The organism is Bradyrhizobium sp. (assembly GCF_049519115.1).
Taxonomy (GTDB): domain Bacteria; phylum Pseudomonadota; class Alphaproteobacteria; order Rhizobiales; family Xanthobacteraceae; genus Bradyrhizobium.
The window spans coordinates 1-21,280 of record NZ_JBEKRB010000011.1 but is presented as its reverse complement, the minus strand read 5'-3'; the positions used below and the strand labels follow the sequence as shown (position 1 = coordinate 21,280).

Below are 21,280 nucleotides of genomic sequence, written 5' to 3'. Positions count from 1 at the left end.
ACGCGCGAGATGATCGTTCCGATCGGTAACTCGGTGGCTTGATCGCGCCGCCGCTCCGCGGCGATACGCCTTTGTTTCAAGGAGAACGGAAATGTATGAATTTCTCGAGGAGACCGTCGGCAACAACATGACTCCCGCGGTCCGAAGTGTCACTCCGGAAGCCTCCGTCGGGGAACTGTACCGGCTTTTTGCCGCCGACGACTTTGATGCCTATCCCGTTGTGCAGGACGAGAAGTTGGTTGGCATCGTTTCGAAGCTGGATGCCTTGAAGCCGTTCGCCTTTACCGAGCGTCAGCTCATACCTCATTACAAGGATGGGATGGAGGCCACGGTCGACGACATCATGTCCACTAATGTCGTCGCCGTTGATCCCGAAACCAGATTGCAGCGGGTGCTCGAGTTGATGATCAAGCATCGCGTCAAGAGCCTGCCGGTTGTCGACCAATGGCAAAGCCTCATAGGCATCATCGCGCGCGAGGATGTGATGCGAGCCATGGACCGGTCGGTGTCGACCCAGTATCCGCCGGTTATCCCCTTCGCGGCGGCGTAATGTCTACTTTCGGTCTGGAGAAAGCCTTCGCACCGAAGCGCGTCGCCGTCGTCGGCGGAAGTCCGCGTCCCGGCTCGATCGGGTTGATCGTCCTTCAGAATCTTGTAAAGGGCGGATTTGCCGGCGAGATCGCGGTCGTCAATTCCCGGCATGACAGCATTGGGGAGCGAAAGGCCTACCCAAATCTTAAGGCGTTACCCTTTGTGCCGGACCTGATTGTTATCACGACGCCGGCGCCATCGATTCCAGAGATCATCCTTCAGGCCGGCGAGCTTGGCGTGGCAGGCGCGGTCATTATTTCGTCGGGTCTTGGACACGGTCCCGGATCAATCGCGGAGGCGGTCGAGCAAACCGCCCGTGCTCATAAGCTGCGGATCGTCGGTCCGAATTGTCTCGGCATCATGCTTCCGGGGATTGGGTTGAACGCGAGCTTCGCGGCACGCCATCCGACGCAGGGTTCACTCGCGCTGATTTCTCAGTCGGGCGCGATCGCGGCTGCGATGGTTGATTGGGGTGCGGAGAAATCGGTTGGCTTTTCCGGCATTGTCTCGATCGGCGATCAGCTCGATGTCGATGTTGCCGATCTGCTCGACTATTTTGCGCTCGACAACAAAACCCGGGCGATCCTTTTGTACGTAGAGGCCGTCACCGACGCACGCAAATTCATGTCGGCCGCCCGTGCTGCGGCGCGCCTCAAGCCCGTCGTCGTCGTCAAGTCTGGCCGGATGGCGCAGGGCGCCAAGGCTGCGGCCACGCACACCGGTGCGCTCGCGGGCTCCGATGCCGTCTACGATGCCGCCTTCCGCCGCGCCGGGTTACTGCGCGTCCTCGACTTGCGCGAACTGTTCGATTGTGCCGAATTGCTCGGCCGCCACGTGCGCGCGCCGGACGGCAAGAGGCTGGCGGTTCTGACCAACGGCGGCGGTCTTGGAATCCTCGCCGTCGATCGTTTGGTCGAACTCGGCGGTGTGATTGCTCCGCTCACAAGTGCCACGACGGCGAAATTGGACGCGGCGTTGCCAGCGACCTGGTCGAGGGCGGATCCGATCGACATCGCAGGCGATGCCGATGCGGCCCGTTATCTCGCCGCGCTTGACATCCTTCTTGCCGATAACACCAGCGATGCCGTGCTCGTGATGAACGTGGAGACGGCGGTCGCGTCAGCCTTCAGTATCGCGGAAGCTGTTGCCGAGCGTGTCAAGGCCGCTCGCGCGCAGAAATATTCGACGCCCAAGCCGGTTCTGGCCGCATGGGTCGGGACTGACCAGTCGGTGGCGCCCATTTTCGACAAGGCCGGAATTCCGCACTTTCAGACCGAAGATGACGCGGTGCGCGCCTTCATGCATCTCGTCAAGCATCGCGAGGCGACGGAAGCGCTACTGGCGACGCCACCGGATGTGTCATCGCTGTTCGCGCCTGACGTCGACGCTGCCAGGAAGATCGTTGGCAATGCCTTGAGGGATGGCCGCGCATGGCTTGATCCAATCGAAATCGCAGGCCTGTTCAAGGCCTACGCCATTCCGATGGTGCCGACCGTCGCCGCGGAAAGCCCAGACGAGGCGGTTACAAAGGCGGAACCCTTCCTGGCGCAGAATCTTGCGGTGGCGATCAAGATCCTGTCGCGCGATATCACGCACAAATCGGATGTCGGCGGGGTCGTCCTCGGTCTGACGACAAGGGATGACGTCCGCGGCGCTGCAGCCAGCGTCATGGCCAATGCGAAACGTGCGCGGCCCGAGGCTCGCATCGAAGGCGTGATGATCCAGCCGATGATCGTGCGTCACGGAGCGCGTGAACTGATTCTCGGCATCGCCGAAGATCCGACTTTCGGGCCCGTCATCGCGTTTGGCCGGGGTGGGACGGCTGTCGAGGTCATCAACGACAAGGCCTTGGCGCTGCCGCCCCTCGACATGAATCTGGCATGCGATCTGGTTGGCCGGACCAGGGTTTCGCGGCTGCTGGCGGCCTATCGTGACGTTTCTGCGGTCCCACCAGATGCTGTGCCGCTGACGCTGGTGAAACTATCGCAGATGGCGGCCGACCTGCCGGAAATACATGAACTCGATATCAATCCGCTGCTGGCGGACCAGAATGGGGTTCTGGCACTCGATGCACGAGTCGGCATCCGCGCGCCGGCAACGCCGTCTGCCGGGCGGACGCGGTTCGCGGTTCGGCCATATCCGACCGAATGGGAACGCCAATTGCAATTGAAGAACGGTTGGAAGGTTTGCGTGCGTCCGATGCGGCCGGACGACGAGCCGGCCATCGTGCGGCTCTTGCAAAACGTGTCGCCCGAAGATTTGCGGCTGCGGTTCTTTCACTCGGTCAAGGAATTTTCGCACCAATTTGTCGGCCGCCTGACCCAATTGGATTATGCGCGGGCCATGGCTTTCGTTGCCCTGGACCCGATGAGCAAGGAAATTATCGGCGTTGTCAGGTTGCACTCAGATTCGCGTCACGAGACCGCCGAGTACGCGATCCTGCTTCGTTCGGAATTAAAGGGAAAAGGCTTGGGCTGGGCCTTGATGCAGCTCTTGATCGAGTACGCGGAAGCGGAGGGCTTGAAATCGTTGTACGGTGAGGTTCTCAACGAAAACACCACCATGCTCGAAATGTGTCGCGACCTTGGGTTCAAGGTTACCGGCGATCCCGAGGAGCGGCGTCTGTCCGCCGTGTCGTTCGATCTCAAGGCGGCTGCCAACAACGTTTCCGGCCGGCGCGCACGCTGACCGCATTTGTTCAAATCGACACTTGATCCGGCACGGTTCCGAATCGCCTGAGTAAGGTTGTCTCGGTTTCCGGATAGCCGGTGCGCATTAAAGCGACAGCACCGGCATGGCCCCAAGGACTTGCCAAAAGCCCTTGGCGCGCGCGATGGCTGAGGCAGGTGTCGCGCATTTGAAAGGTTGGCCCGCCACGATGCCATTGTCAGCCAGGTCGAAAGGTATGGCGATAAACTGAGTAATCTCGGCCATCACGTCTCCTGATCCGGTTAGACGACGCGTCGGACGCTGGCGGTTGTGGCAGCCTTGTGGTGCTTTTCCGGTGTCAGGCAGCGTCCTTTGTGGTCGTTTCGGCCAGGCGCTTGCGCACGCGTTCGATCACCAGTGGGATGAGGGGGGACCAGCGCTGGAATGACGGCGCTTTCGATCGCGGCGCGTATCGAGGCGTGACCGTCCGACTCTTGCAGCTCGGCCTCGAAAGCCGCGATCGCTTGGTGATGGACGTCGTGAGCAAGGGCCAATTCACGGGCAACAGGCCTGCGGAGCGCAAGCACGCCGATTAGGCCGGCCAGAACCACGTCAACGAGTCCAAGCGCGACGGCGGACACGATCGCATCCCATCGCTGCACCAGTGCGAAATAGGCGGCAAGCTCGACCAAAAGCAGGGCGCAGGCCGCGATCAGCACGGCGAACGCCTGCAGGCCGAGATTGGTCAGGACGCGTCTCATCCGAAGTTCGGCGACCATCCGTTCCGTTCGCCAAAGCGCGCGCAGATGAGCGACGAGGTGGCTCGTTGTCATGGCAATTTCCTTTCGCCTTGATGCTAGGGCGAAGCGCGGTTGCCCGGCTTTGATGTGCATCAAAATGGGGCAAGGAGGGATTCTTGCGCTGTATCAAAGTAGCGCTTGCAGAACTCGGCTAGGTTCTTCCGACAATTGGAGAAGCCTGCTTGACCAACCAGCCAGATTTGACCGTCGTCGATGACACGCTTCGCCCGAGCGGAGAGTGGACGCTTGCGAATGTCGAGGCTCTTGAAGGACTGTGCGAAGGCCAGCTTCCGGCAGAGGTCGCAACAATCGATATCAGCCGGGTGACTGCGCTCGACACGGTCGGCGCGTGGCTGTTCGAAAAGCTGGTCCGGCGCTTTTCTTCGACTTCGATGTCAACGTCGCTGGTTGGCGTGTCCGATTCCTATGCCGCCCTGATGAAGGAAATGCATGGCATCAATCGCGAGCGGCCAGCGGCCGCTCGGCGCGGGAGTGTCATTCTGGCGCTTCTGGAAGACCTCGGCCGCGGGTTCATCGCGGAGAGCGCGAGCTTCCTGCAGATGCTCGGCGCGGTCGGAATGGCACTGGTTGGCGTCGTGCGCCGGCCACGTTCGCTGAGGCTGACGTCGACCGTCTATCAGCTCTACAAGGTCGGCTGGCTCGCCATCCCGATCATGGTGCTGATCACCTTCCTGATCGGCGCGATTATCGCGCAGCAGGGCTTTTTTCACTTCCGCAAGTTCGGCGCCGAATCCTACACCGTCGATATGGTCGGAATCCTGGTGTTGCGCGAGATCGGCGTGCTGATCGTCGCGATCATGGTCGCCGGCCGCTCCGGGAGCGCCTATACCGCCGAGCTCGGTTCGATGAAGATGCGCGAAGAGATCGACGCCCTGAGCACGATGGGTCTCGATCCGGTCGCGGTGCTGATCCTGCCGCGCGTCGTCGCATTGATCATTGCGCTGCCGATCCTGACATTCATCGGATCGCTGGCGGGCCTTTACGGTGGCGGCGTGGTCGCCCAGTTCTACGGTGACATGGCGCCCGCCATTTATATCGAGCGACTGCATGAGGCGATTTCGATCACCTCTTTCAAGGTCGGCATCCTTAAGGCGCCGTTCATGGCGTTGGTGATCGGAATTGTGGCCTGCAACGAAGGCCTCCGGGTTCAGGGCAGCGCGGAGTCGCTCGGCAAGCAAACCACCACTTCCGTCGTAAAGTCGATCTTCCTCGTGATCGTGCTCGATGGATTGTTCGCGGTATTTTTTGCATCGATCGGGATGTAGCCATGACCGACGCGGCAATCGCTATTAGCGTCCGTGACCTCGTGGTCGGATTCGGCAAGAATACGGTAATCGATCATCTTTCACTCGACGTGCGTGCCGGAGAAATCATCGGCCTGGTTGGCGCATCCGGCGGCGGCAAATCGGTCCTGATGCGGACGTTGATCGGGCTGCTGCCGAAGCGAGGCGGCGAGATCGCGTTCAGGGACAGCGGCGGAGCAGGGCGCCGCGGTGTGTTGTTTCAGCAGGGAGCACTGTTCTCGGCTCTGAGTGCGCGGCAGAATATTCAGTTTCCACTTCGCGAATCTGCTCATCTTTCGCCCGGGCTGCTGGACGAGATCGCCAACGCCAAGCTCGAAATGGTAGGCCTGAAGGCCGAAGACGGCGACAAATTTCCTTCCGAGCTCTCGGGCGGCATGACCAAGCGCGTCGCACTTGCACGGGCGCTCGCGCTCGATCCGGCGCTGCTGTTCCTCGACGAGCCGACTTCGGGGCTCGATCCGATCGCCGCCGGAGAGTTCGACGCCCTCATCAAAACGCTGCAGCAAACTCTGCGTTTCACGGTCTTTATGATCACTCACGATCTCAATTCGCTCGCCGCCGTCTGCAACCGCGTTGCGGCGCTGGCCGACGGCAAGATCGTGGCCCTTGGTTCGCTGTCGGCGGTACTGGCCTCGGATCACCCCTGGGTCAGGGCTTACTTTCATGGCGCACGCGCGCAGATGCTTCACCTCGGATGAATTGAAAAATCATGGAAACACGTGCTCCCTACATCATCGTTGGCGCCTTTGTCCTGGCGGCGATCGCTGCCGTGTTCGGTTTCGCCTACTGGCTGAACAATGTCGCCGGCATCGGCAAGCGTGACAGCTATCAACTCACCTTCAACGGTCCGGTCCCCGGCCTCCTGGTCGGCGCCGGTGTCCTGTTCAATGGCATTCGCGTCGGCGAGGTCACGGCGCTCGAACTCGTCACAGGCCATCCTCACGAAGTGCACGTAACCATCGCGGTCGCGGAACGTACGCCGGTTCGTGCCGACACCAGGGTCAACCTCGATTTTCAGGGGCTGACCGGCGTGCCCGTGGTCGCACTGGAGGGAGGCGAAAATCCTTCGGCGTCGCCGGTGCAGGGATCGCTGGTCGCCGAACCCGGCGCCGGTCAAAGCATGACCCAGGCTGCGCGGGACGCGTTGCGCAAGGTCGACAGTGTGTTGTCGGACAATGCGGCGCCGCTGCACGACGCGATCGCGAACCTGAGCACGTTCACCGAAGGGCTGGCGCGCAACACACCGAAGCTGGACGGCATCGTCGCCGGACTGGAGAAAATGACCGGCGCTTCCGCGCCTCCGCGCAAGATCGTCTATGATCTGCGTGCGGTCGATACATTCCAGGCACCAAAAGTCTCGTTGGCAGCGGGGCTGGCCATTGCCGAACCCACGGCAACGGCTCGCCTGCAAACCCAGCGCTTTCTGTTCGCCTCCGATGAAGAGCCGCACGATGAATTCGAGAATGCACAGTGGAGCGATAGCCTTCCGGCCTTGATCCAGGCCAAGCTGATGCAGAGCTTCGAGAATTATGACATTGCCCACGCGCCCGTGCGGGCCGATCCCGTCAGTGCCGGCGGCATACGGCTGATAACCGATCTACGCCAATTCGACATCTCGATCGGTCCCGATAAGGCGACGATTGCCCTTTCGGCCAAAGTGATCGACGGAACAGGGCAGATCAAAGCGGCCCGTATTTTCGAAACGTCGGCTGCGATGGACGGTGTCACACCCGCGAAGGCTGCCGGAGCCTTCAACCGCGCGTTCGACGATCTTAGCCACAGTCTGATTGTCTGGACTGCGTCGGTACATTGACCCGTTATACCTGAGTGCAGATTTTTCGCTGCCTGTACGGTGTCGTTCGGACAAGGTTCGCGTCATGGCGAAAGGCAAAGGGCCGCGACGTGATTGGCGCAGCCCTTCAAGAAATGTTGTCGATAGATGCCGACGAATTCAGAAGCCGAATAACTCTTGTCGCAGCGCGTCTTCGTATTTTTTCTTTGCGGCCTTGACGTTATTTCGGATTTCGTCCTCTTTGAAGTGCGCTTTCTCCCACTTGTCCACTTCGGCAATGGTGTGATTGACCGAAGCCAGTGCTTCCTCCTGCTTGATTGCAGCGATCCATTGCTCGACCGCTGCAATGTAAGATGTTTGCATTTGATCCAGTTGTGCGTGATTTTGAGACATCTTCAAACCCTTCCGTATAGTTTTGGGGATCCGGCCAGAGCGCCGCCGTAGGCGAGCTAACTCTGAAATGATCGTGGCTCGGGGCCTGCGAAACCTTCTTGATTTCCCGCAAATCGGCTGGTGAATATTGAGCTGTCGGCCCCACTCTCTGTCACATAGCTGTCGCACTCAGCGCCGAACGGAAGCGCAGAAGCGACAGCACCAGAAACAGCGGCGCGATGCCCGCGACCGCCGCAAATTGCGGCCACACGATGTCCAGGCCCGCGCCCCGATACAGGATGGCCTGGGCGAACGACACAAAATGCTCGAGGGAAAGGCTTGCATGGCCATCGCCAGCCACGGCGGCATGCTTTCGAGCGGCGTCGCATTTCCCGACAGGACGTTCATCGGGACAGCGACCAGCATATAGAGCAGGCCAAGCTGAGGCATGGATCGCGCCACCGTGCCGAGGAACAGCCCCACGGCGCCGAAGCCAAAAACGATCATCAAAAGCGTGGTGCCGAACAGCGCAAAGCTCAGCCGGATCGGATCGCGAAGCAGCTCCAGACTCTCTCGGATCGTGTAGGCAAACAGCCGCTGAAAGCTGAAAGAAGGAACGCGTCGCCTGACGCCTTTTGTACTGGCGGCTGGCTCGGCCGAACCGGCCGGCTCGATCACGAGCGGCGAAGCGACAACCGGCCGCTCCTGCTCCAGGTAACTGATGAAGGCGTCTTCGAGATTGGCTGCTTTCCTTGCTTTGACCAGTTCGGCCGGTGTCCCGGTCGCAAGCACGCGTCCTTCATGCATCAGGGAGAGTCGGTCACACCGCGCCGCCTCATTCATGAAATGCGTGGATACGAAGATGGTGACGCCCTGATTTCGGGACAGGTCGATCAGGAGCTCCCAGAACTGGTCACGGGCGATGGGGTCGACGCCGGAGGTCGGCTCGTCGAGAATAAGAAGCTCCGGCTTGTGAACCGCCGCGACGGCAAGTGACAGCCGCTGCCTGATGCCAAGCGGAAGCTCGGACGCCAGCTGGTCCATATCGTCCGCGAGGCCGCATTTATCGACCAGTTCGGCGATCCGTTTTTTGGCAAAGGCCCGGGGCAACTGAAACAGCCGCGCATGCAAAGTGAGGTTTTGACGAACGGTGAGTTCGCCGTAGAGCGAGAAAGATTGCGACATGTAGCCGACGCGGCGGCGGGCTTCGAGGTCGTTGGTCTGCATCGTTTGGCCAAAAATCAGTGCCTCACCTTCGGAAGGCGGCAACAGTCCCGTCAGCATCTTCATGGTCGTGGTCTTGCCCGATCCGTTCGAGCCGACAAATCCGAAGATCTCTCCGCGACGGATGGAGAAGCTCGCGCGATCGACTGCCGTGAAATCGCCGAACCGGCAAGTCAGTTCTCGGGCGACGATCACGGGTTCGGCGCTGGACTCCGGCAGTGGAGCGATCCTCGCGAGGCCGGCAACACGCGGGTGATGGGGAAGGAGAGCCACGAAAGCCTCTTCGATCTACCGCGTTCCGGTGTCTGCCTTCAGATCCGCGGGCGAGCCGGCCGCCAGAATGCGCTGTTAATCGCGATCAGCCAATCGAACCGTTCGGCTTCCTCCATATAGGCGGTCGCAACGATCACGCTCATTCCAGACCTTCGGGCGCGCAAGCGATCGATGAGGTCCCAGAATTGCCGGCGGGACAGAGGATCCACGCCTGTCGTGGGCTCGCCGAGGATCAAAAGGTCGGGGTCATGAATCAGCGAACAGCAGAGCCCGAGTTTTTGCCGCATGCCGCCGGAAAGTTTTTTTGCCGGCCGGTCGGCGAATGGTGCAAGCCCGGTGCTTTCCAGGAGTTCCCGGATGCGAAGGGCACGTTCTTCGCGCGATTGGGCAAATAGCCGGGAAAAGAACTCGATGTTCTCCGTCACGCTCAGGTCAGGATAAAGGTTCTTGCCGAGCCCCTGCGGCATATAGGCGATCCGCGGGCACACCGACGTGCGCGCAGCGGCGCTCGAGATGTCCGCGCCCAGAACCCGCACCTCACCCTGCTGGATTTCCCGTGCGCCCGCGAGAATTGCAAGCAGCGATGATTTACCGACGCCGTCGGGCCCGATCAGCCCGACCAGCCGGCCTGAGGGGAACGAAATCGACACCCGGTCGAGCGCCGCTACCGATCCGTAGAAATGGGATAGATCAGTAACGACGGCAACCGCGTCGTTGCTGTCGTTCATGGCGAAGCCTGCAGGCTCTTGGGCCATTCGAGCGCCGCATCCCAACGGACATAGGCGAGGCCAGGCAGCCCGCTTCGGATCGCGTCGGCATGCGCGAGCAGGCGCTCCTGATCGATCCGCAATCGGATGCGAAACATCAGCTTGTCACGCTCGGTTTGTGTTTCGACGGTCTTCGGCGTGAACTGTGCCTGGCTTGCGACAAACGAGACCTTCGCGGGAATCGGATGGTCGGGATAGGCGTCGAGAACGATCCGCGCATCCGCGCCGATCTTAACCTTGCCCGCTTCGAGCGTCGGCAGATAGATGTCTATGTAGACGTAGGACAGGTCCAGCATGGTGAAGACTTTGCCGCCGGCCGGAAGAACCTCACCGATATTGGCCAGGCGATATTGGATCCGTCCCGTTTTCGGCGCGACCAGCGTATTGTCCGCGATCTCAACCTTGTAGAAGCCCGCATCGTGTTCGGCTGCTTCCAGCACATGCCTGGAAACCAGAACCCTGGCGTTCGCCGCGTTGAATCCGGCAATCGCTCCGTCGAGCTGTTGCTGACGTTGATCCGCGACTTCCTGCGTGGTCCAGCCGTTCTTCAAAAGCGTGCGGGTGCGGTCCATTTCCTGTTCCGCGAGCTTCTTCTGTGTTTCCTGCTGGATCAGGTTGGCTTGAGCTTCGTCGACGGAACGCTGGGCCTGTTGAATTTGCGCTTCTGATTTTGACAGCGACTGTTGCAGGTCGCTGGTATCCATTCGCGCCAAAACCTGCGCGGGTTCGACGGTGTCGCCGATATCGACCAAGAGCTGCGCGACCCGCCCGGCGAACTTGGTATCGATGTCGATTTCGTCCGCTTCGATGCGGCCGTTGCCAAAGCTGATTCCGACCGGAAGCGGGGGGTGGGCTAGCTTCCAGACATAATATCCCGCGCCACCACCGGCGCCTGACAGAAAGACAAGGGCGATCCAGATCCAGCGGAATCGACGTACGGGTCGTTTGGTTTGAACGACAGGGAGATGCTGGGGCTCGAGCGGTACGAGCGAAGGCGATGTTGCTTCCGTCGGGATTTTTCCTTTCAACTCGTCGGAACTTTGCATTTTTTTGGCCTTGATTTGCGTGATCAAGGCCAGTCTCTCATCTTTAGATGCGTTCGTATTTGACGTGGCTCAATCGCGGTGATTCCGGCTTTTCTGATCGCGCTTAGCCGCGGCCGCGCTCACCGGTGCATTTTCGACGGCGGTTCTCCGGAAAACACCCTGCCAACAAGCGCGCGGGGCCGCTCTCGCCACGGCGGGACAACCGATTCAAAACAGAAATGATGGGAGGCCGCGAGCTTGGCGGGCCTTTTGTTATGGAAAGGACAACCGCTGATCTAGATCAATTCCGCTGATCCCCTTTCGATCTATGAAAATGAAACACTTGAAGGGTGAGGGAAATGACAGACAAAGCTCCGGATCTGCAATCGGAAGTCGATCGACACCACGGTCACGCCAAAACCAAGAAGGAATTGGACCACGATAAATTGTTGAACGACGCCATCGAAAAAGAGGAAGTCCAGGAAAACCTCGAATACATCCGTAAGCACGCATGCGTTCAAGCCGCTGAGCAAAACTAAAGGTAACCAGTTTCAGAAAAAACGGGTGCCTCTTCATAACTGAAGACGAGGCGTGCCTCTGGCCCACGCGGATGTCGTCAACGGGCAAGCGGATGCCGTAGTCCGGCCGCCACAGTCGCGCTTCGGCGCGACCGCCACCATCAACAACAAGAACGGCAGAGCGGTTGAGAGAGGGGTCGATACCGCAATTGAGGCGGCGGGTGTACCGGCCAGTTTTCATGACCTGCGAAGATATCGTGGCGCCTTGCGGGGTGATCGCCAATGTCGGCGTCTTAAGGTCCGGATCGAATTTTGATCCTATCGAAGGCCTGTGCTGCCTTTTGGTTGCAGGTTTCAATAACGGTGGTCGCGATGATGTTGGGCAGAAGCTAGGGCAGCACATCCCAGAGGTAAAATTATATCAATTCGATATGGGAGAAGGTTGGCGGAGCCGGAGGGATTCGAACCCTCGATAGGCCTTTACAAGCCTATAACGGTTTAGCAAACCGCCGCCTTCAGCCACTCGGCCACAGCTCCATGGGAGCGGATATGCCCGACACCGGGCTGAGCCGCAAGCAGATTGCGGCCCGTCGCATTCGATGCGGAAAAGGCCACGTACCTGTTGGCCACACCCATTAAGGTGTGCGTGCCATTTGTGCAACATCTTCCGGAAACATCGCCCAGAAGGCTCCGCAACTGCCGTCTTTTGATTGCGTGTGCAGGAAGCTTCAGTAATTCTCCAAGCGCGACGGAGGGGGGCTCCCGAGGTCGTCCGTTCTCGGTGGTTCGCAGGAATTCCCGCTTACGTGCGGGAGAGGCGAGGGCGCTAAGAAGCTGAGCAGTGTTCCCGGGGGACATATCCTGGGGGTATGGGGGAACCTGCTCAGCTCTTTCGGCCGATTGTCGGCCATCATATCCCAGACGTCACCTCATTCAGCCTCGTCATATCATTCGGGCCTCTTCATAGAGGCCTCTCATACAGAGGCACCATCATATCATCATATAAAGCCGTCGGCGCCGGCAGCCGCCGCATGCGGCCTCACTTCAGCGGGATCAACTCGGCCAGCGCGGCCGTCGACTCGATAAAGCTTGGCGGACACTGGTCGGCGGCCAGCTTGAGCAGACGTTGCGCCTCCTTCTTGTTCTTCGTCAGAAGCGCCAACTCGCCGCTATAAAAATTGGCCTCGCAGGTCTGCGCTGTCTTCGTTGTCGGATCGGTATCGAAGGCGGCGCCATAGGTTTGTTCGATATTGAGTTCGCCGAGGAAATGGCGGATCACCGGCGCCGGCCAGACCGTCATGTCGAGTTGCTTGGCGGCCTCCGCCAGATGGCTCGGCGAATTGTTGCGCCGCTCGGCGAGCTCGCGCCACAGTGCGGCATAGGCATCCTTGGGGTCGAGTTCACTGGCTTTCTTGAAATCGGCAATCGCGTCCGCGTTGCGGCCTCCGGTGACGTAATAGGCAACGCCCCGGTTGAAAAAGGACGTCGCCTCGTTGTCATTGAGCTTGATGGCTTTGCCGAAGTCTTCGAGCGCTGCCGGACTGTTGCCGAGCATGTAGGACAGCCGGCCGCGGACGAAATAGGCCGGCGCGTAATTGGGATCGAGCCGGATCGTATCGTTCATGTCAGTCATTGCGTTGGCGACGTCGCCCTTGCTCTTGTACAAGTCGCCGCGCGAGAAATGAGCCAGGGCGTAGCCTGGATCGAGCTTGATCGCTTCATTGAGGTCGATAAGTGCGTGATCGAAATCTCCCCGGCTTTTGTAGAGATTACCGCGCTCGGCGTAACCCCAGGCGTTCTTCGGATCGAGCCGAAGCGCCTGGTTGAAGTCGGCGAGGGCATGTTCGAAATCGGATTTGCTCAAGTAGACGTTGCCGCGATTGAGATAAGCGGCAGTCAAGTTGCGATCGATGCCGATCGCCTGGTTGCAATCCGTCAGAGCCCGGTCGGAATCTTTCTTTGCCCACCACCATCCGCAGCGGCTGCTCAGGGCGTTGGCGCGATCTTGCGTGGAAATTTTCGTGTCGCCGACGACGCGATCGCAGGCTGAGATTCCGTCATCGGCCTTGTTGAGCTCTCCGACGAACTTGCAACGATCGAGATCGGCTTGATCTGCTGCGAAAGCAGGACTGCACAGCATCAAGAACGTCGCCAACGCTGGCGCGCGCACTAAAGAACGCATCTTTTTTCCTCCCAACATTCTTGCCGCGGCAGCCGCGTGATTGTTGGCGACTACCTACGTTGGCAAACGGCCGTCCCGCAAGTTTCTTGAGGGAGTACGCTTAAGCTGCGTACTCCCTGAGCTTGCGTTGCCGCCCATGAAGGCGGCTTCGAATCTGACGTTGCAGCGCTATAGGGAGCACAACGTTACGGCGAGAATTTCGTCTCAAGGAATTTTGAACGGCACGGCCCGCGTCGGTAAATCGACAAAATTTTCTCATAAAAACAAATACTTGCAGATTTACTTGTCGATGCCTTGTGTGTGCACATTTTGCAACACCATTCCGAAAAAGGGTTGTGACAAAGAGTCATAAGCCAAGTTTAAATTGCCTTTTGCCCCCCGAGCGGCAACTCTCAGAACAAGAAATAGGCACGTCGGATTCGTCGCGTTCGGGTACTTCCGTTGACGAAGCGATAAGTAAAAAAACGACGGCCTGGGGTGGTTTTGCGTTCATACGATGAGGGGACACATGAAATCGAACATCAAAACTCTTTTGGCGGCAGCGGGTTTGGCCGCTTTCGCGTTTTCGCCGGCCGACGCCTACGAAGGCGGCGTGCAATGGCAATCGAAGCCGGGTGTCTTCATCGGCGCCTCGGCAGGCGTTCCGCCGCCGGGCATCTACATGTTCGACCAGGTCTTCACCTATCAGACGAACGTGGCGGGACCGGTCACCGGCGCGATTGGCACGCATAACGGCGTGCAGGCCGCGGTCGATGTGCAGGGCTTCCTGTTCGTTCCCGGCTGGACCTTCCTCGGCGCCACCTACGACGCCGTTATCGTCCAGCCCTTCGGCATGGTGAGCGTCGGTCAGCCCTTGTCCCTGACACCGGGACAAGTGGACATGTTCTCGGGCGTTCACAACACCTACTTCGTACCGGTCGAATTGAGCTGGAAGCTCGGAACCAGCGGTTTCGTCGTCAAGACTGGTCTTGGCATTTATGCTCCGGATGGCACCGTTCAGGGTGTGACCGGCGCGTGTCCAAGCTGCAACGGCTTCGGAAACTTCGGCAACAAGTACTGGACCTTCCAGCCTGAGTTGATCGTGTCGTATCTCGCGGGTGGCTATAACCTGAGTGCTGCGATCTACGAAGAATTCAACACCGCCAATCAGCAGGACAATTACACCCAGGGTGACATTTTCCACGCTGACTTCACCGCGACCAAGACCTTCGGGAAGTGGACGCTCGGTCCTGTTGCCTACTACGTCGCGCAGGTTTCCGACGACAAATGCCCGATTGGCATCTGTACCGCAATTCACCCGCTCGGCACCGTTGGCAATACCCAGCGCTTCCAACTGTTCGCAGTCGGTGGTCTCGTCGAATACAACTTCGGCCCGGCGAGCTTGTCGGTGTGGGCAACGCAGGAAGTGTTCTCCAAGGCGTCGGGCGCTGTTCTCCCGGCGGCACTCGGTGGGACCGACCTCTCGGCCACGACGAAGGGCATGACGGTGTTCGCAACCCTCAGCTATCGCCTCTGGGCTCCGGAAGAGCCGGCCAAGGCCCCGATGCTCCACAAGTAACGGACGTTCCAACAACGTCTTGATCTAAAGAATCCCCCTTTCGGCGCCTGCCGGAAGGGGGATTTTTCTTGCGCCGAATTATCCAAATCCAGACGGCTTGAATCGAGACCGACGGGCCGGCTTTTTCAAGATTTTCGTGAGGGCGGAAGAGCCGGACGGGTGGCGCGCCGCTATTCGACGTTGCCGCGGTGCAGATCGGCCTCGATTTGCAGCCGCGTCCCGCCCCCGAAACGGGTACGATAGACCTGCAAGTTCTCCATGATCCGCTGCACATAGTTGCGCGTCTCGGAGAAGGGGATGAGTTCGACCCAGTCGACGGCGTCGACCTTGGGATCGCGGGGATCGCCGTACCGGTCGATCCATTTTTTGACGCTGCCACGGCCGGCATTGTAGGCGGCAAACGTCATGATGTAGGAGCCTCGGTAGTCGTCGATCAGGCCGCCGAGCTCGGCCGCGCCGAGGGCTGCGTTATAGACCGGATCGTTCTTGAGGCGGGCAAGATCGAAATTGGCGCCATATTTCTTGCAAACGTATTTGCCGGCATCCGGCGTCACCTGCATCAGCCCGTAAGCTTGCGCCGGGGAAACAACGGCCGGATTGAAAGCGCTTTCCTGCCGCGCGATGGCGTAGATGATGCTTGGCTCGACGTCGGGGCCGATCGATTTGAACGGCGGAATGCCCGTCACCGGATAGGCGTAGAAATCGAACGGCAGCCCGCGATTGAGCGCGGCCTTGCCCATCAACAGCATGCCGCGGGCATCGCCCTGGCGGGCAGCCAGTTCGCCGAGCCCCACCAGCGCATCGGCGTCACCGTTTTCACCCATATCGGCCAAAATCGGCACCGCGATTTCACCTTCGCCGAGTTCGTACAGCAACTGTACCGCGCGCACGATCTCCAGCCGCTCGACGCCGCGGCCGCGTGCGCTCGGCACCCCGTTCAGCTCGATCTGGGGCAGGCCGAGCTTGGCGCGCGCCAGTTGACCGTAATAGCTGGTCGACTGTTCTGCGGCGGCCGCAAAAGCCGAGCGCGCCTCCTGCGAGCGTCCGGCGGCTTCCGCCGCGCGGCCCTGCCAATAGCCGGCGCGTGCCAGCGTCGTGGGATTGGCGCTGCCGACGCCGATCCGTGCAAAATGCTGGGCTGCGGTGGCAGGGTCGTCGAGAAAACGCAGCGCGATCCAGCCCGCGGTGAATTCCTGCTCGGTCTTGTAGATGTCGCGCGAGGGCAGGGCCGCATCGCGTGCGATCAGGTAGGCGGTGCGGTGTTCGCCGATGTCGATCATCTTGCGCGCCAGGAGCCGCCGTTCGATCCACCATTCATCCAGATTGTAGAGCCGGCCGGGATCCTTCGGCGCGCTCATCATCAACTGGGCGGCTTCGGCGAATTTCTCTTCACGGCGCAACAGCTGGATCCGGCTGAACAGGTAACCGGGATCGCTGTGCAGTTCGTTGGGCACCGTTTCCAGGAGCGCACGGGTATTGGCCGCCTTGTGGTAGCCGGCGATACGGGCTTTCGCCAGTGCCGCTTCGCCGCCGCCGAGCCTTTTCGCAGCGCGTAACGCGATCTCATGCTCGCTGCCGTAGAGAAAGAAGTCCATCCTGGCCTTGTGATCGCCGGGCGTGATCAGCGCCCCGAACAGATCGAGCGCCGTGCTCTCGGTATCGTCCGACATCACGTCGTTGCGCCAGGCATCGCGCACCAGCCGCTCGGCATTGGCCCTGTCGCCGCGCCCGATCATGACGCGCGCCAGCGAAAATTTTCCCTTGGCCGAGATCGGCGATTCGTTCTCGAACCATGACCAGACGGTCGCGTCGTCGCGGTGATCGTCCCACAATGCCGCCTCGAGCCGTCGCCGCAGGAAGGTTTGCGAGGGCCAGCTCGGGTTGGCAGTGATGAAGGCGCGGTAGCGTTCGACCGAAGCACCGTTGTCGTCGCTGCGCAGAACGATCCATTCCGCGAGCTTTCTGGCCAGCGGATCTGTGATCGCCGCTTCAGCCTGGGTTGCATCGGCCGGCTTGTGCTTGCGCACGAGGTCAATGACGTTCTCCAGCGCTTCCTTGTCGTCGCTGGAGGTCGACGATGTCGTGGCTATCGCCGCCGGCACCGTCGGTTTGCGGGCGGCCGCAGGCGGCAGGGCGGCGTGCTGGCGCGTAGCGGGCGCCATCGCGGCACCAGATGCCGCGGAAGCCGGTGGAGCCGCGAGAGTCGTCGGTTTTGACGCCGTCTTGCCTGCCGTTTTATCCGCGGTCTTCTCTCGCGTCTTTTCCTTCGTCTTGTCCGCTGTTTTGGGCACGACGTTACGGGCGATAGGGCGCGCCTTCGGCAGCGGAACTTTCGACTTGGCCGCGGGCTCCTTTGCCCAGGCGTACGATCCGACGATCAGCGCAAACGTCGTCGCCAAAGCAGTCGAACGCAATGCGGCTAGACGGGCGGATCGGGTCACGGCATTCCTCTTTCGGCGAATCACGAAAGACCAATGTCCCTCAGATCTAGTCGATCGAATATGTGGAAAAAACACCCGATACGCGGGGAAGGGTATTCTTTGCGTCATCACCGCGGCAAAATCGCGGCCCCTAGCGGAGGAAGCTGCTTTTTGCAGTCCAGCCAGTAGGTTCGCGGCGTTTTACAGCCTTTCGCCAAAGCGTCATACCCGATATGAATGACTGAATTGACTGCTGAAAAGGAGCGGCCCAGCCGCTCCGCGTTAGGGAGAAGTCCATGGCAGCGAAGACGAAATTCCGCGGGTCCTTCACCGCCCTGGTCACGCCCTTCAAAAACGGCTCGCTGGACGAAGCGGCCTTTCGCGGACTCGTGAACTGGCAGATATCGGAGGGAACCCACGGTCTCGTGCCGGTGGGAACGACGGGGGAAAGTCCGACCGTCAGCCATGATGAACACAAGCGCGTCGTCGAATGGTGCATCGAAGAGGCGGACGGCCGCGTTCCCGTGATCGCCGGCGCAGGCTCGAATTCGACCCGGGAGGCGATTGAGCTCGCCGAGCACGCCGAAAAGGCCGGCGCCGATGCGGTTCTGGTGGTGACGCCCTACTACAACAAGCCGACCCAGGAGGGCATGTACCAGCACTTCAAGGCGATCAACGATGCGATTGGGATTCCAATCATCATCTACAATATTCCGCCGCGTTCGGTGGTCGACATGAGCGTGGACACCATGGCGCGGCTGTTCGAGCTTAGGAACATCGCGGGCGTCAAGGATGCCACCGCGAGCATGGTGCGGGTCTCGCAACAACGTGCGCAACTTGGCGAGGATTTCAACCAGTTGTCGGGCGAGGATGCGACTGTGATCGGCTATATGGCCCACGGTGGCCACGGCTGCATTTCGGTGACCTCGAACGTGGCGCCGCGGCTGTGTTCGGAGTTTCATCAGGCCTGGCAGAAGGGCGACCACGCCACGGCGCTCAGGCTGCACGACAAGCTGATGCCGCTGCACACCAATCTCTTCATCGAGTCCAACCCGGCGCCGATCAAATACGCGCTGTCGCTGCTCGGCAAGATGGAGGAGACGCTGCGTTTGCCGATGGTGCCGGTGTCTGAGCCGACGCGCGTCGCGGTTCGCAGCGCGATGGTGCATGCGGGTTTGATCAACTGATTTTTCGACAGGGCCAACGCGTTTTCCTGTTCACGTCATTGAAGAGGGGCCGGCAAGATGCTTAAGGAATTTCGCGACTTTGCGATGAAGGGTAACGTGGTCGACCTTGCGGTCGGCGTCATCATCGGTGCGGCTTTCGGCAGCATCGTCGGCTCGCTGGTCGGCGACATCATCATGCCCCTTATCGGCGCGATCACAGGCTTGATCACGGGCGGCGGCGGTCTCGACTTCTCCAACTATTTTACGGGTCTGTCGAAGGCGGTGAACGCGACGAACCTTGCCGACGCCAAGAAGCAGGGCGCGGTGCTGGCGTGGGGCAGCTTCCTGACGCTTACGCTGAATTTTATCATCGTCGCGTTTGTGCTCTTCCTGGTCATTCGCGTCATGAATAAGTTCAAGCGCAAGGAAGAAGCAGCACCACCTGCGCCGCCGAAGCCGACGCGCGAGGAAGAACTGCTCACGGAGATCCGCGATCTCCTAAAGAAGGGCTAGATCGGAATTTCACGTGGCTGAGAAGAAAGAGCGCCCCATCAAGGTGATTGCGGAGAACCGCAAGGCCCGGTTCAACTATGCCGTCGACGACACCGTCGAAGCCGGGATTGCGCTGACCGGCACCGAGGTCAAGTCGTTGCGCAACGGCAAGTCCACGATCGCGGAATCCTATGCCGATTCCAAGAACGGCGAGATCTGGCTGATCAACGCCAATATCCCCGAATATTTGCAGGCCAATCGCTTCAATCATGAGCCGAAGCGGCCGCGCAAACTGCTGCTCCACCGCAAGCAAATCAATCGCCTGATGGGGGCGGTCGATCGCGACGGCATGACGCTGATCCCGCTCAAACTCTATTTCAACGAGCGCGGCCGCGCCAAGTTGCTGCTGGCGGTGGCGAAGGGCAAGAAACTGCACGACAAACGCGAGAGCGAAAAGAAGCGCGACTGGGGCCGGGAAAAGGGCCGCCTGCTGCGTGCCCGCGGGTAGGGCTTGTTAATTCCACTGCTTGGGAAAGACGATGAATCAAAAAAACCTGCTTGAAGTCGACTGGAGCCAGATTCCGGCACCGACAGATGATGGGGCGGCCGATCATTTGGTGGGCATGACGATCCCGCCGGTTAGCCTGGTGGCCACGGATGATACGTCGGTCACGCTATCGGCGCTGCCGGGCCGCAGCGTCGTGTTCGCCTATCCGCGAACCGGCGAGCCCGGCAAGATATCGCTCGTCGACGATTGGGACATGATCCCGGGGGCACGGGGCTGCACGCCGCAAACCTGCGCGTTCCGCGATTTATTCGCAGAACTGAAGGCCGCCGGCGCACAGCACGTGTTCGGCCTCTCCACGCAAAGCAACGCCTACCAGACCGAAATGGCGTCGCGGTTGCATTTGCCATTCCCGGTGCTGTCGGATGAGAAGCTGGCACTGGCGCGGGCCTTGAATTTGCCGACCATGGAGGTCGCGGATCTGATTCTGATCAAGCGGCTGGCGTTGATCGTCGACGACGGGCGCATCACCCAGGTTTTCTATCCGGTTTTTCCACCGGACCGGAACGCCGGCGACGTGCTGGAATGGCTGAAGGAAAACCGGCGCTAGCTTAGGCTAGGCTAGGCCAGATCGGCCCGCACTCTCGCAAAGACGCTGTGAAACATCTTGGGCGTGAGCACGCCCGTGTTCGTGTTGTAGCGCGAGCAGTGATAGCTGTCGTAAAGCCGGAACCGGCCGGCCTGGTGAACGGCGCCATGTCCGAAGGGCACGGTCGAGGCGCGAAGGCCCAGCGTTTTGACAGTGGATTCGTGGGCGATGCGGCCGAGCACAACGATAGCGCTAAGCCGTGGCATGCTCTCGATCGCGGCCAGAAGAAAAGGCCGGCACTTGGCGATTTCGACTGGGAGAGGTTTGTTCTGGGGTGGGACGCAGCTCACCGCGTTGACAATGCGGCAATCGACCAGCTTCATGCCGTCGTCAGGCCGGGCCTGATAGGTGCCGGTGGCAAAGCCATATTCGATCAAGGTGGCGTAGAGCAGGTCACCGGCGTAATCGCCGGTGAACGGGCGTCCGGTGCGATTGGCCCCCTGCAATCCCGGCGCGAGGCCAACGATCGCGAGCCTTCCGTTTCGGTCGCCGAAAGCGGGGACCGGCGCGTTGAACCATTGCGGTTTTTGGGAGCGGTTGGTCTCGCGAAAAGCAACCAGCCTTGGACAGTGGGGGCAGTCACGGTCGGGCACGGTTTTGGACGGGGGAAGGGCCGGCTTTGATGGGCTGCTCTTAGTCGTCGAAGTCGTCGCCATCGCCCCTCGAAGCTAACGTGGTCGCCCGCTGCAGGAATTGCGGGGCATGATGGCGCGGTTCACGGGGAGCCGGGCGTTCCGACGGATCGCGTCCGAGCTTGGATTGCAGTTCGACCAGATCGGTGAAAACGTCCGCCTGGCGGCGCAGTTCGTCGGCGATCATCGGTGGCTGGCTGGAAATCGTCGAGATCACGGTCACCCGCACGCCCCGCCGCTGCACGGCTTCGACCAGCGAGCGGAAGTCGCCGTCGCCCGAGAACAGCACGATTTGATCGACGTGCTCGGCAAGCTCCATCGCGTCGACCGCAAGCTCGAT

General features: G+C 60.4%; 20 protein-coding genes, 1 tRNA gene and 1 pseudogene. 11 read left to right on the top strand and 11 right to left on the bottom strand.

Annotated elements, in window-relative coordinates; all coding sequences use genetic code 11:
- The first annotated feature begins 91 nt into the window (after window positions 1–91).
- Together ABSE61_RS11340 and ABSE61_RS11335 are read left to right on the top strand one after the other, a co-directional pair.
- Window positions 92–550 carry a CBS domain-containing protein gene (locus ABSE61_RS11340; RefSeq protein WP_423871194.1) on the top strand — a complete coding sequence of 153 codons (459 nt, stop codon included), beginning with the start codon at window positions 92–94 and terminating at the stop codon, window positions 548–550.
- Window positions 550–3,279 (top strand): bifunctional acetate--CoA ligase family protein/GNAT family N-acetyltransferase, encoded by a 2,730-nt coding sequence (locus ABSE61_RS11335; RefSeq protein WP_423871193.1) that lies wholly within the window; start codon window positions 550–552, stop codon window positions 3,277–3,279. Before ABSE61_RS11340 ends, ABSE61_RS11335 begins: the two co-directional genes overlap by 1 nt.
- A gap of 87 nt (window positions 3,280–3,366) precedes the next feature.
- On the opposite strand, the gene ABSE61_RS11330 is transcribed toward ABSE61_RS11335, so the two are convergent.
- Together ABSE61_RS11330 and ABSE61_RS11325 are read right to left on the bottom strand one after the other, a co-directional pair.
- Window positions 3,367–3,525, bottom strand: a complete 159-nt coding sequence (locus ABSE61_RS11330; protein WP_423871192.1) for a hypothetical protein — start codon at window positions 3,523–3,525, stop codon at window positions 3,367–3,369.
- 17 nt (window positions 3,526–3,542) lie between these two features.
- On the bottom strand, window positions 3,543–4,073 hold the full coding sequence (locus ABSE61_RS11325) for a phage holin family protein (RefSeq protein WP_423871191.1): 531 nt from the start codon (window positions 4,071–4,073) through the stop codon (window positions 3,543–3,545).
- Between the two features lie 149 nt (window positions 4,074–4,222).
- Between ABSE61_RS11325 and ABSE61_RS11320 the strand changes: the two genes are divergently transcribed.
- The 3 genes from ABSE61_RS11320 to ABSE61_RS11310 are packed head-to-tail and all read left to right on the top strand — an operon-like array spanning window position 4,223 to window position 7,178.
- Window positions 4,223–5,326: an ABC transporter permease gene (locus ABSE61_RS11320; RefSeq protein ID WP_423871190.1), complete on the top strand. Its 1,104-nt coding sequence runs from the start codon at window positions 4,223–4,225 to the stop codon at window positions 5,324–5,326.
- A gap of 2 nt (window positions 5,327–5,328) precedes the next feature.
- The gene (locus ABSE61_RS11315) at window positions 5,329–6,063 is read left to right on the top strand and encodes an ABC transporter ATP-binding protein (protein WP_423871189.1); all 735 of its coding nucleotides are present in this window, start codon (window positions 5,329–5,331) and stop codon (window positions 6,061–6,063) included.
- An 11-nt stretch (window positions 6,064–6,074) separates the two neighbouring features.
- The gene (locus tag ABSE61_RS11310) at window positions 6,075–7,178 is read left to right on the top strand and encodes an ABC-type transport auxiliary lipoprotein family protein (protein ID WP_423871188.1); all 1,104 of its coding nucleotides are present in this window, start codon (window positions 6,075–6,077) and stop codon (window positions 7,176–7,178) included.
- Window positions 7,179–7,316: 138 nt separating this feature from the next.
- Here the strand turns inward: ABSE61_RS11310 and ABSE61_RS11305 are convergent, their stop codons facing one another.
- The 4 genes and pseudogenes from ABSE61_RS11305 to ABSE61_RS11290 form a co-directional block, all read right to left on the bottom strand.
- Window positions 7,317–7,550 (bottom strand): hypothetical protein, encoded by a 234-nt coding sequence (locus ABSE61_RS11305; RefSeq protein WP_423871187.1) that lies wholly within the window; start codon window positions 7,548–7,550, stop codon window positions 7,317–7,319.
- 168 nt (window positions 7,551–7,718) lie between these two features.
- Window positions 7,719–8,036, bottom strand: coding sequence for an ABC transporter permease (locus tag ABSE61_RS11300; RefSeq protein WP_423871303.1), 318 nt, complete (start codon window positions 8,034–8,036; stop codon window positions 7,719–7,721).
- Window positions 8,016–9,754 (bottom strand): annotated as a pseudogene (locus tag ABSE61_RS11295) (ATP-binding cassette domain-containing protein); the annotation flags it as partial. The pseudogene ABSE61_RS11295 and the gene ABSE61_RS11300, both read right to left, overlap by 21 nt.
- Window positions 9,751–10,839 carry an HlyD family secretion protein gene (locus ABSE61_RS11290; protein ID WP_423871186.1) on the bottom strand — a complete coding sequence of 363 codons (1,089 nt, stop codon included), beginning with the start codon at window positions 10,837–10,839 and terminating at the stop codon, window positions 9,751–9,753. The gene ABSE61_RS11290 and the pseudogene ABSE61_RS11295, both read right to left, overlap by 4 nt.
- A gap of 338 nt (window positions 10,840–11,177) precedes the next feature.
- Here ABSE61_RS11290 and ABSE61_RS11285 point away from each other — a divergent pair, with 338 nt between their 5' ends.
- A complete protein-coding gene (locus ABSE61_RS11285; RefSeq protein WP_423871185.1) occupies window positions 11,178–11,357 on the top strand; it encodes a hypothetical protein in 180 nt (59 codons plus the stop codon).
- A 422-nt stretch (window positions 11,358–11,779) separates the two neighbouring features.
- Here the strand turns inward: ABSE61_RS11285 and ABSE61_RS11280 are convergent.
- A tRNA-Ser gene (locus ABSE61_RS11280) sits at window positions 11,780–11,873 on the bottom strand.
- 502 nt (window positions 11,874–12,375) lie between these two features.
- A complete protein-coding gene (locus ABSE61_RS11275) occupies window positions 12,376–13,518 on the bottom strand; it encodes a tetratricopeptide repeat protein (RefSeq protein ID WP_423871183.1) in 1,143 nt (380 codons plus the stop codon).
- Window positions 13,519–14,026: 508 nt separating this feature from the next.
- On the opposite strand from ABSE61_RS11275, the gene ABSE61_RS11270 reads away from it, so the two are divergent.
- On the top strand, window positions 14,027–15,076 hold the full coding sequence (locus tag ABSE61_RS11270; RefSeq protein ID WP_423871182.1) for a SphA family protein: 1,050 nt from the start codon (window positions 14,027–14,029) through the stop codon (window positions 15,074–15,076).
- Between the two features lie 170 nt (window positions 15,077–15,246).
- On the opposite strand, the gene ABSE61_RS11265 is transcribed toward ABSE61_RS11270, so the two are convergent.
- Window positions 15,247–17,457 (bottom strand): lytic transglycosylase domain-containing protein, encoded by a 2,211-nt coding sequence (locus tag ABSE61_RS11265; protein ID WP_423871302.1) that lies wholly within the window; start codon window positions 17,455–17,457, stop codon window positions 15,247–15,249.
- A 335-nt stretch (window positions 17,458–17,792) separates the two neighbouring features.
- Here ABSE61_RS11265 and dapA point away from each other — a divergent pair, with 335 nt between their 5' ends.
- From dapA to ABSE61_RS11245, 4 genes are read left to right on the top strand one after another with little or no spacing between them, the layout of a single operon-like run.
- Window positions 17,793–18,683, top strand: coding sequence for a 4-hydroxy-tetrahydrodipicolinate synthase (dapA, locus tag ABSE61_RS11260; RefSeq protein ID WP_423871181.1), 891 nt, complete (start codon window positions 17,793–17,795; stop codon window positions 18,681–18,683).
- Window positions 18,684–18,740: 57 nt separating this feature from the next.
- Window positions 18,741–19,175 carry a large conductance mechanosensitive channel protein MscL gene (mscL, locus tag ABSE61_RS11255; protein ID WP_423871180.1) on the top strand — a complete coding sequence of 145 codons (435 nt, stop codon included), beginning with the start codon at window positions 18,741–18,743 and terminating at the stop codon, window positions 19,173–19,175.
- A 13-nt stretch (window positions 19,176–19,188) separates the two neighbouring features.
- Window positions 19,189–19,662 (top strand): SsrA-binding protein SmpB, encoded by a 474-nt coding sequence (gene smpB / locus ABSE61_RS11250; RefSeq protein ID WP_423871179.1) that lies wholly within the window; start codon window positions 19,189–19,191, stop codon window positions 19,660–19,662.
- A 31-nt stretch (window positions 19,663–19,693) separates the two neighbouring features.
- Window positions 19,694–20,269, top strand: a complete 576-nt coding sequence (locus ABSE61_RS11245) for a peroxiredoxin (protein WP_423871178.1) — start codon at window positions 19,694–19,696, stop codon at window positions 20,267–20,269.
- Window positions 20,270–20,280: 11 nt separating this feature from the next.
- On the opposite strand, the gene ABSE61_RS11240 is transcribed toward ABSE61_RS11245, so the two are convergent.
- The gene (locus tag ABSE61_RS11240) at window positions 20,281–20,964 is read right to left on the bottom strand and encodes a uracil-DNA glycosylase (RefSeq protein ID WP_423871177.1); all 684 of its coding nucleotides are present in this window, start codon (window positions 20,962–20,964) and stop codon (window positions 20,281–20,283) included.
- On the bottom strand, window positions 20,942–21,280 hold a 339-nt coding region (locus ABSE61_RS11235), incomplete at its 5' end, for an NYN domain-containing protein (RefSeq protein ID WP_423871176.1). The genes ABSE61_RS11240 and ABSE61_RS11235, both read right to left, overlap by 23 nt.

Bases quoted from the DNA above. Each gene is read 5' to 3' on its own strand.
- ABSE61_RS11310 (WP_423871188.1), top strand. From the start codon at position 6,075: ATGGAAACACGTGCTCCCTACATCATCGTTGGCGCCTTTGTCCTGGCG.
- mscL (WP_423871180.1), top strand. From the start codon at position 18,741: ATGCTTAAGGAATTTCGCGACTTTGCGATGAAGGGTAACGTGGTCGAC.
- ABSE61_RS11340 (WP_423871194.1), top strand. From the start codon at position 92: ATGTATGAATTTCTCGAGGAGACCGTCGGCAACAACATGACTCCCGCG.
- dapA (WP_423871181.1), top strand. From the start codon at position 17,793: ATGGCAGCGAAGACGAAATTCCGCGGGTCCTTCACCGCCCTGGTCACG.
- ABSE61_RS11325 (WP_423871191.1), bottom strand. From the start codon at position 4,073: ATGACAACGAGCCACCTCGTCGCTCATCTGCGCGCGCTTTGGCGAACG.
- ABSE61_RS11305 (WP_423871187.1), bottom strand. From the start codon at position 7,550: ATGTCTCAAAATCACGCACAACTGGATCAAATGCAAACATCTTACATT.
- ABSE61_RS11285 (WP_423871185.1), top strand. From the start codon at position 11,178: ATGACAGACAAAGCTCCGGATCTGCAATCGGAAGTCGATCGACACCAC.
- ABSE61_RS11240 (WP_423871177.1), bottom strand. From the start codon at position 20,964: ATGGCGACGACTTCGACGACTAAGAGCAGCCCATCAAAGCCGGCCCTT.
- ABSE61_RS11300 (WP_423871303.1), bottom strand. From the start codon at position 8,036: ATGATCGTTTTTGGCTTCGGCGCCGTGGGGCTGTTCCTCGGCACGGTG.
- ABSE61_RS11275 (WP_423871183.1), bottom strand. From the start codon at position 13,518: ATGCGTTCTTTAGTGCGCGCGCCAGCGTTGGCGACGTTCTTGATGCTG.
- ABSE61_RS11290 (WP_423871186.1), bottom strand. From the start codon at position 10,839: ATGCAAAGTTCCGACGAGTTGAAAGGAAAAATCCCGACGGAAGCAACA.
- ABSE61_RS11315 (WP_423871189.1), top strand. From the start codon at position 5,329: ATGACCGACGCGGCAATCGCTATTAGCGTCCGTGACCTCGTGGTCGGA.
- ABSE61_RS11245 (WP_423871178.1), top strand. From the start codon at position 19,694: ATGAATCAAAAAAACCTGCTTGAAGTCGACTGGAGCCAGATTCCGGCA.
- ABSE61_RS11270 (WP_423871182.1), top strand. From the start codon at position 14,027: ATGAAATCGAACATCAAAACTCTTTTGGCGGCAGCGGGTTTGGCCGCT.
- ABSE61_RS11330 (WP_423871192.1), bottom strand. From the start codon at position 3,525: ATGGCCGAGATTACTCAGTTTATCGCCATACCTTTCGACCTGGCTGAC.
- ABSE61_RS11335 (WP_423871193.1), top strand. From the start codon at position 550: ATGTCTACTTTCGGTCTGGAGAAAGCCTTCGCACCGAAGCGCGTCGCC.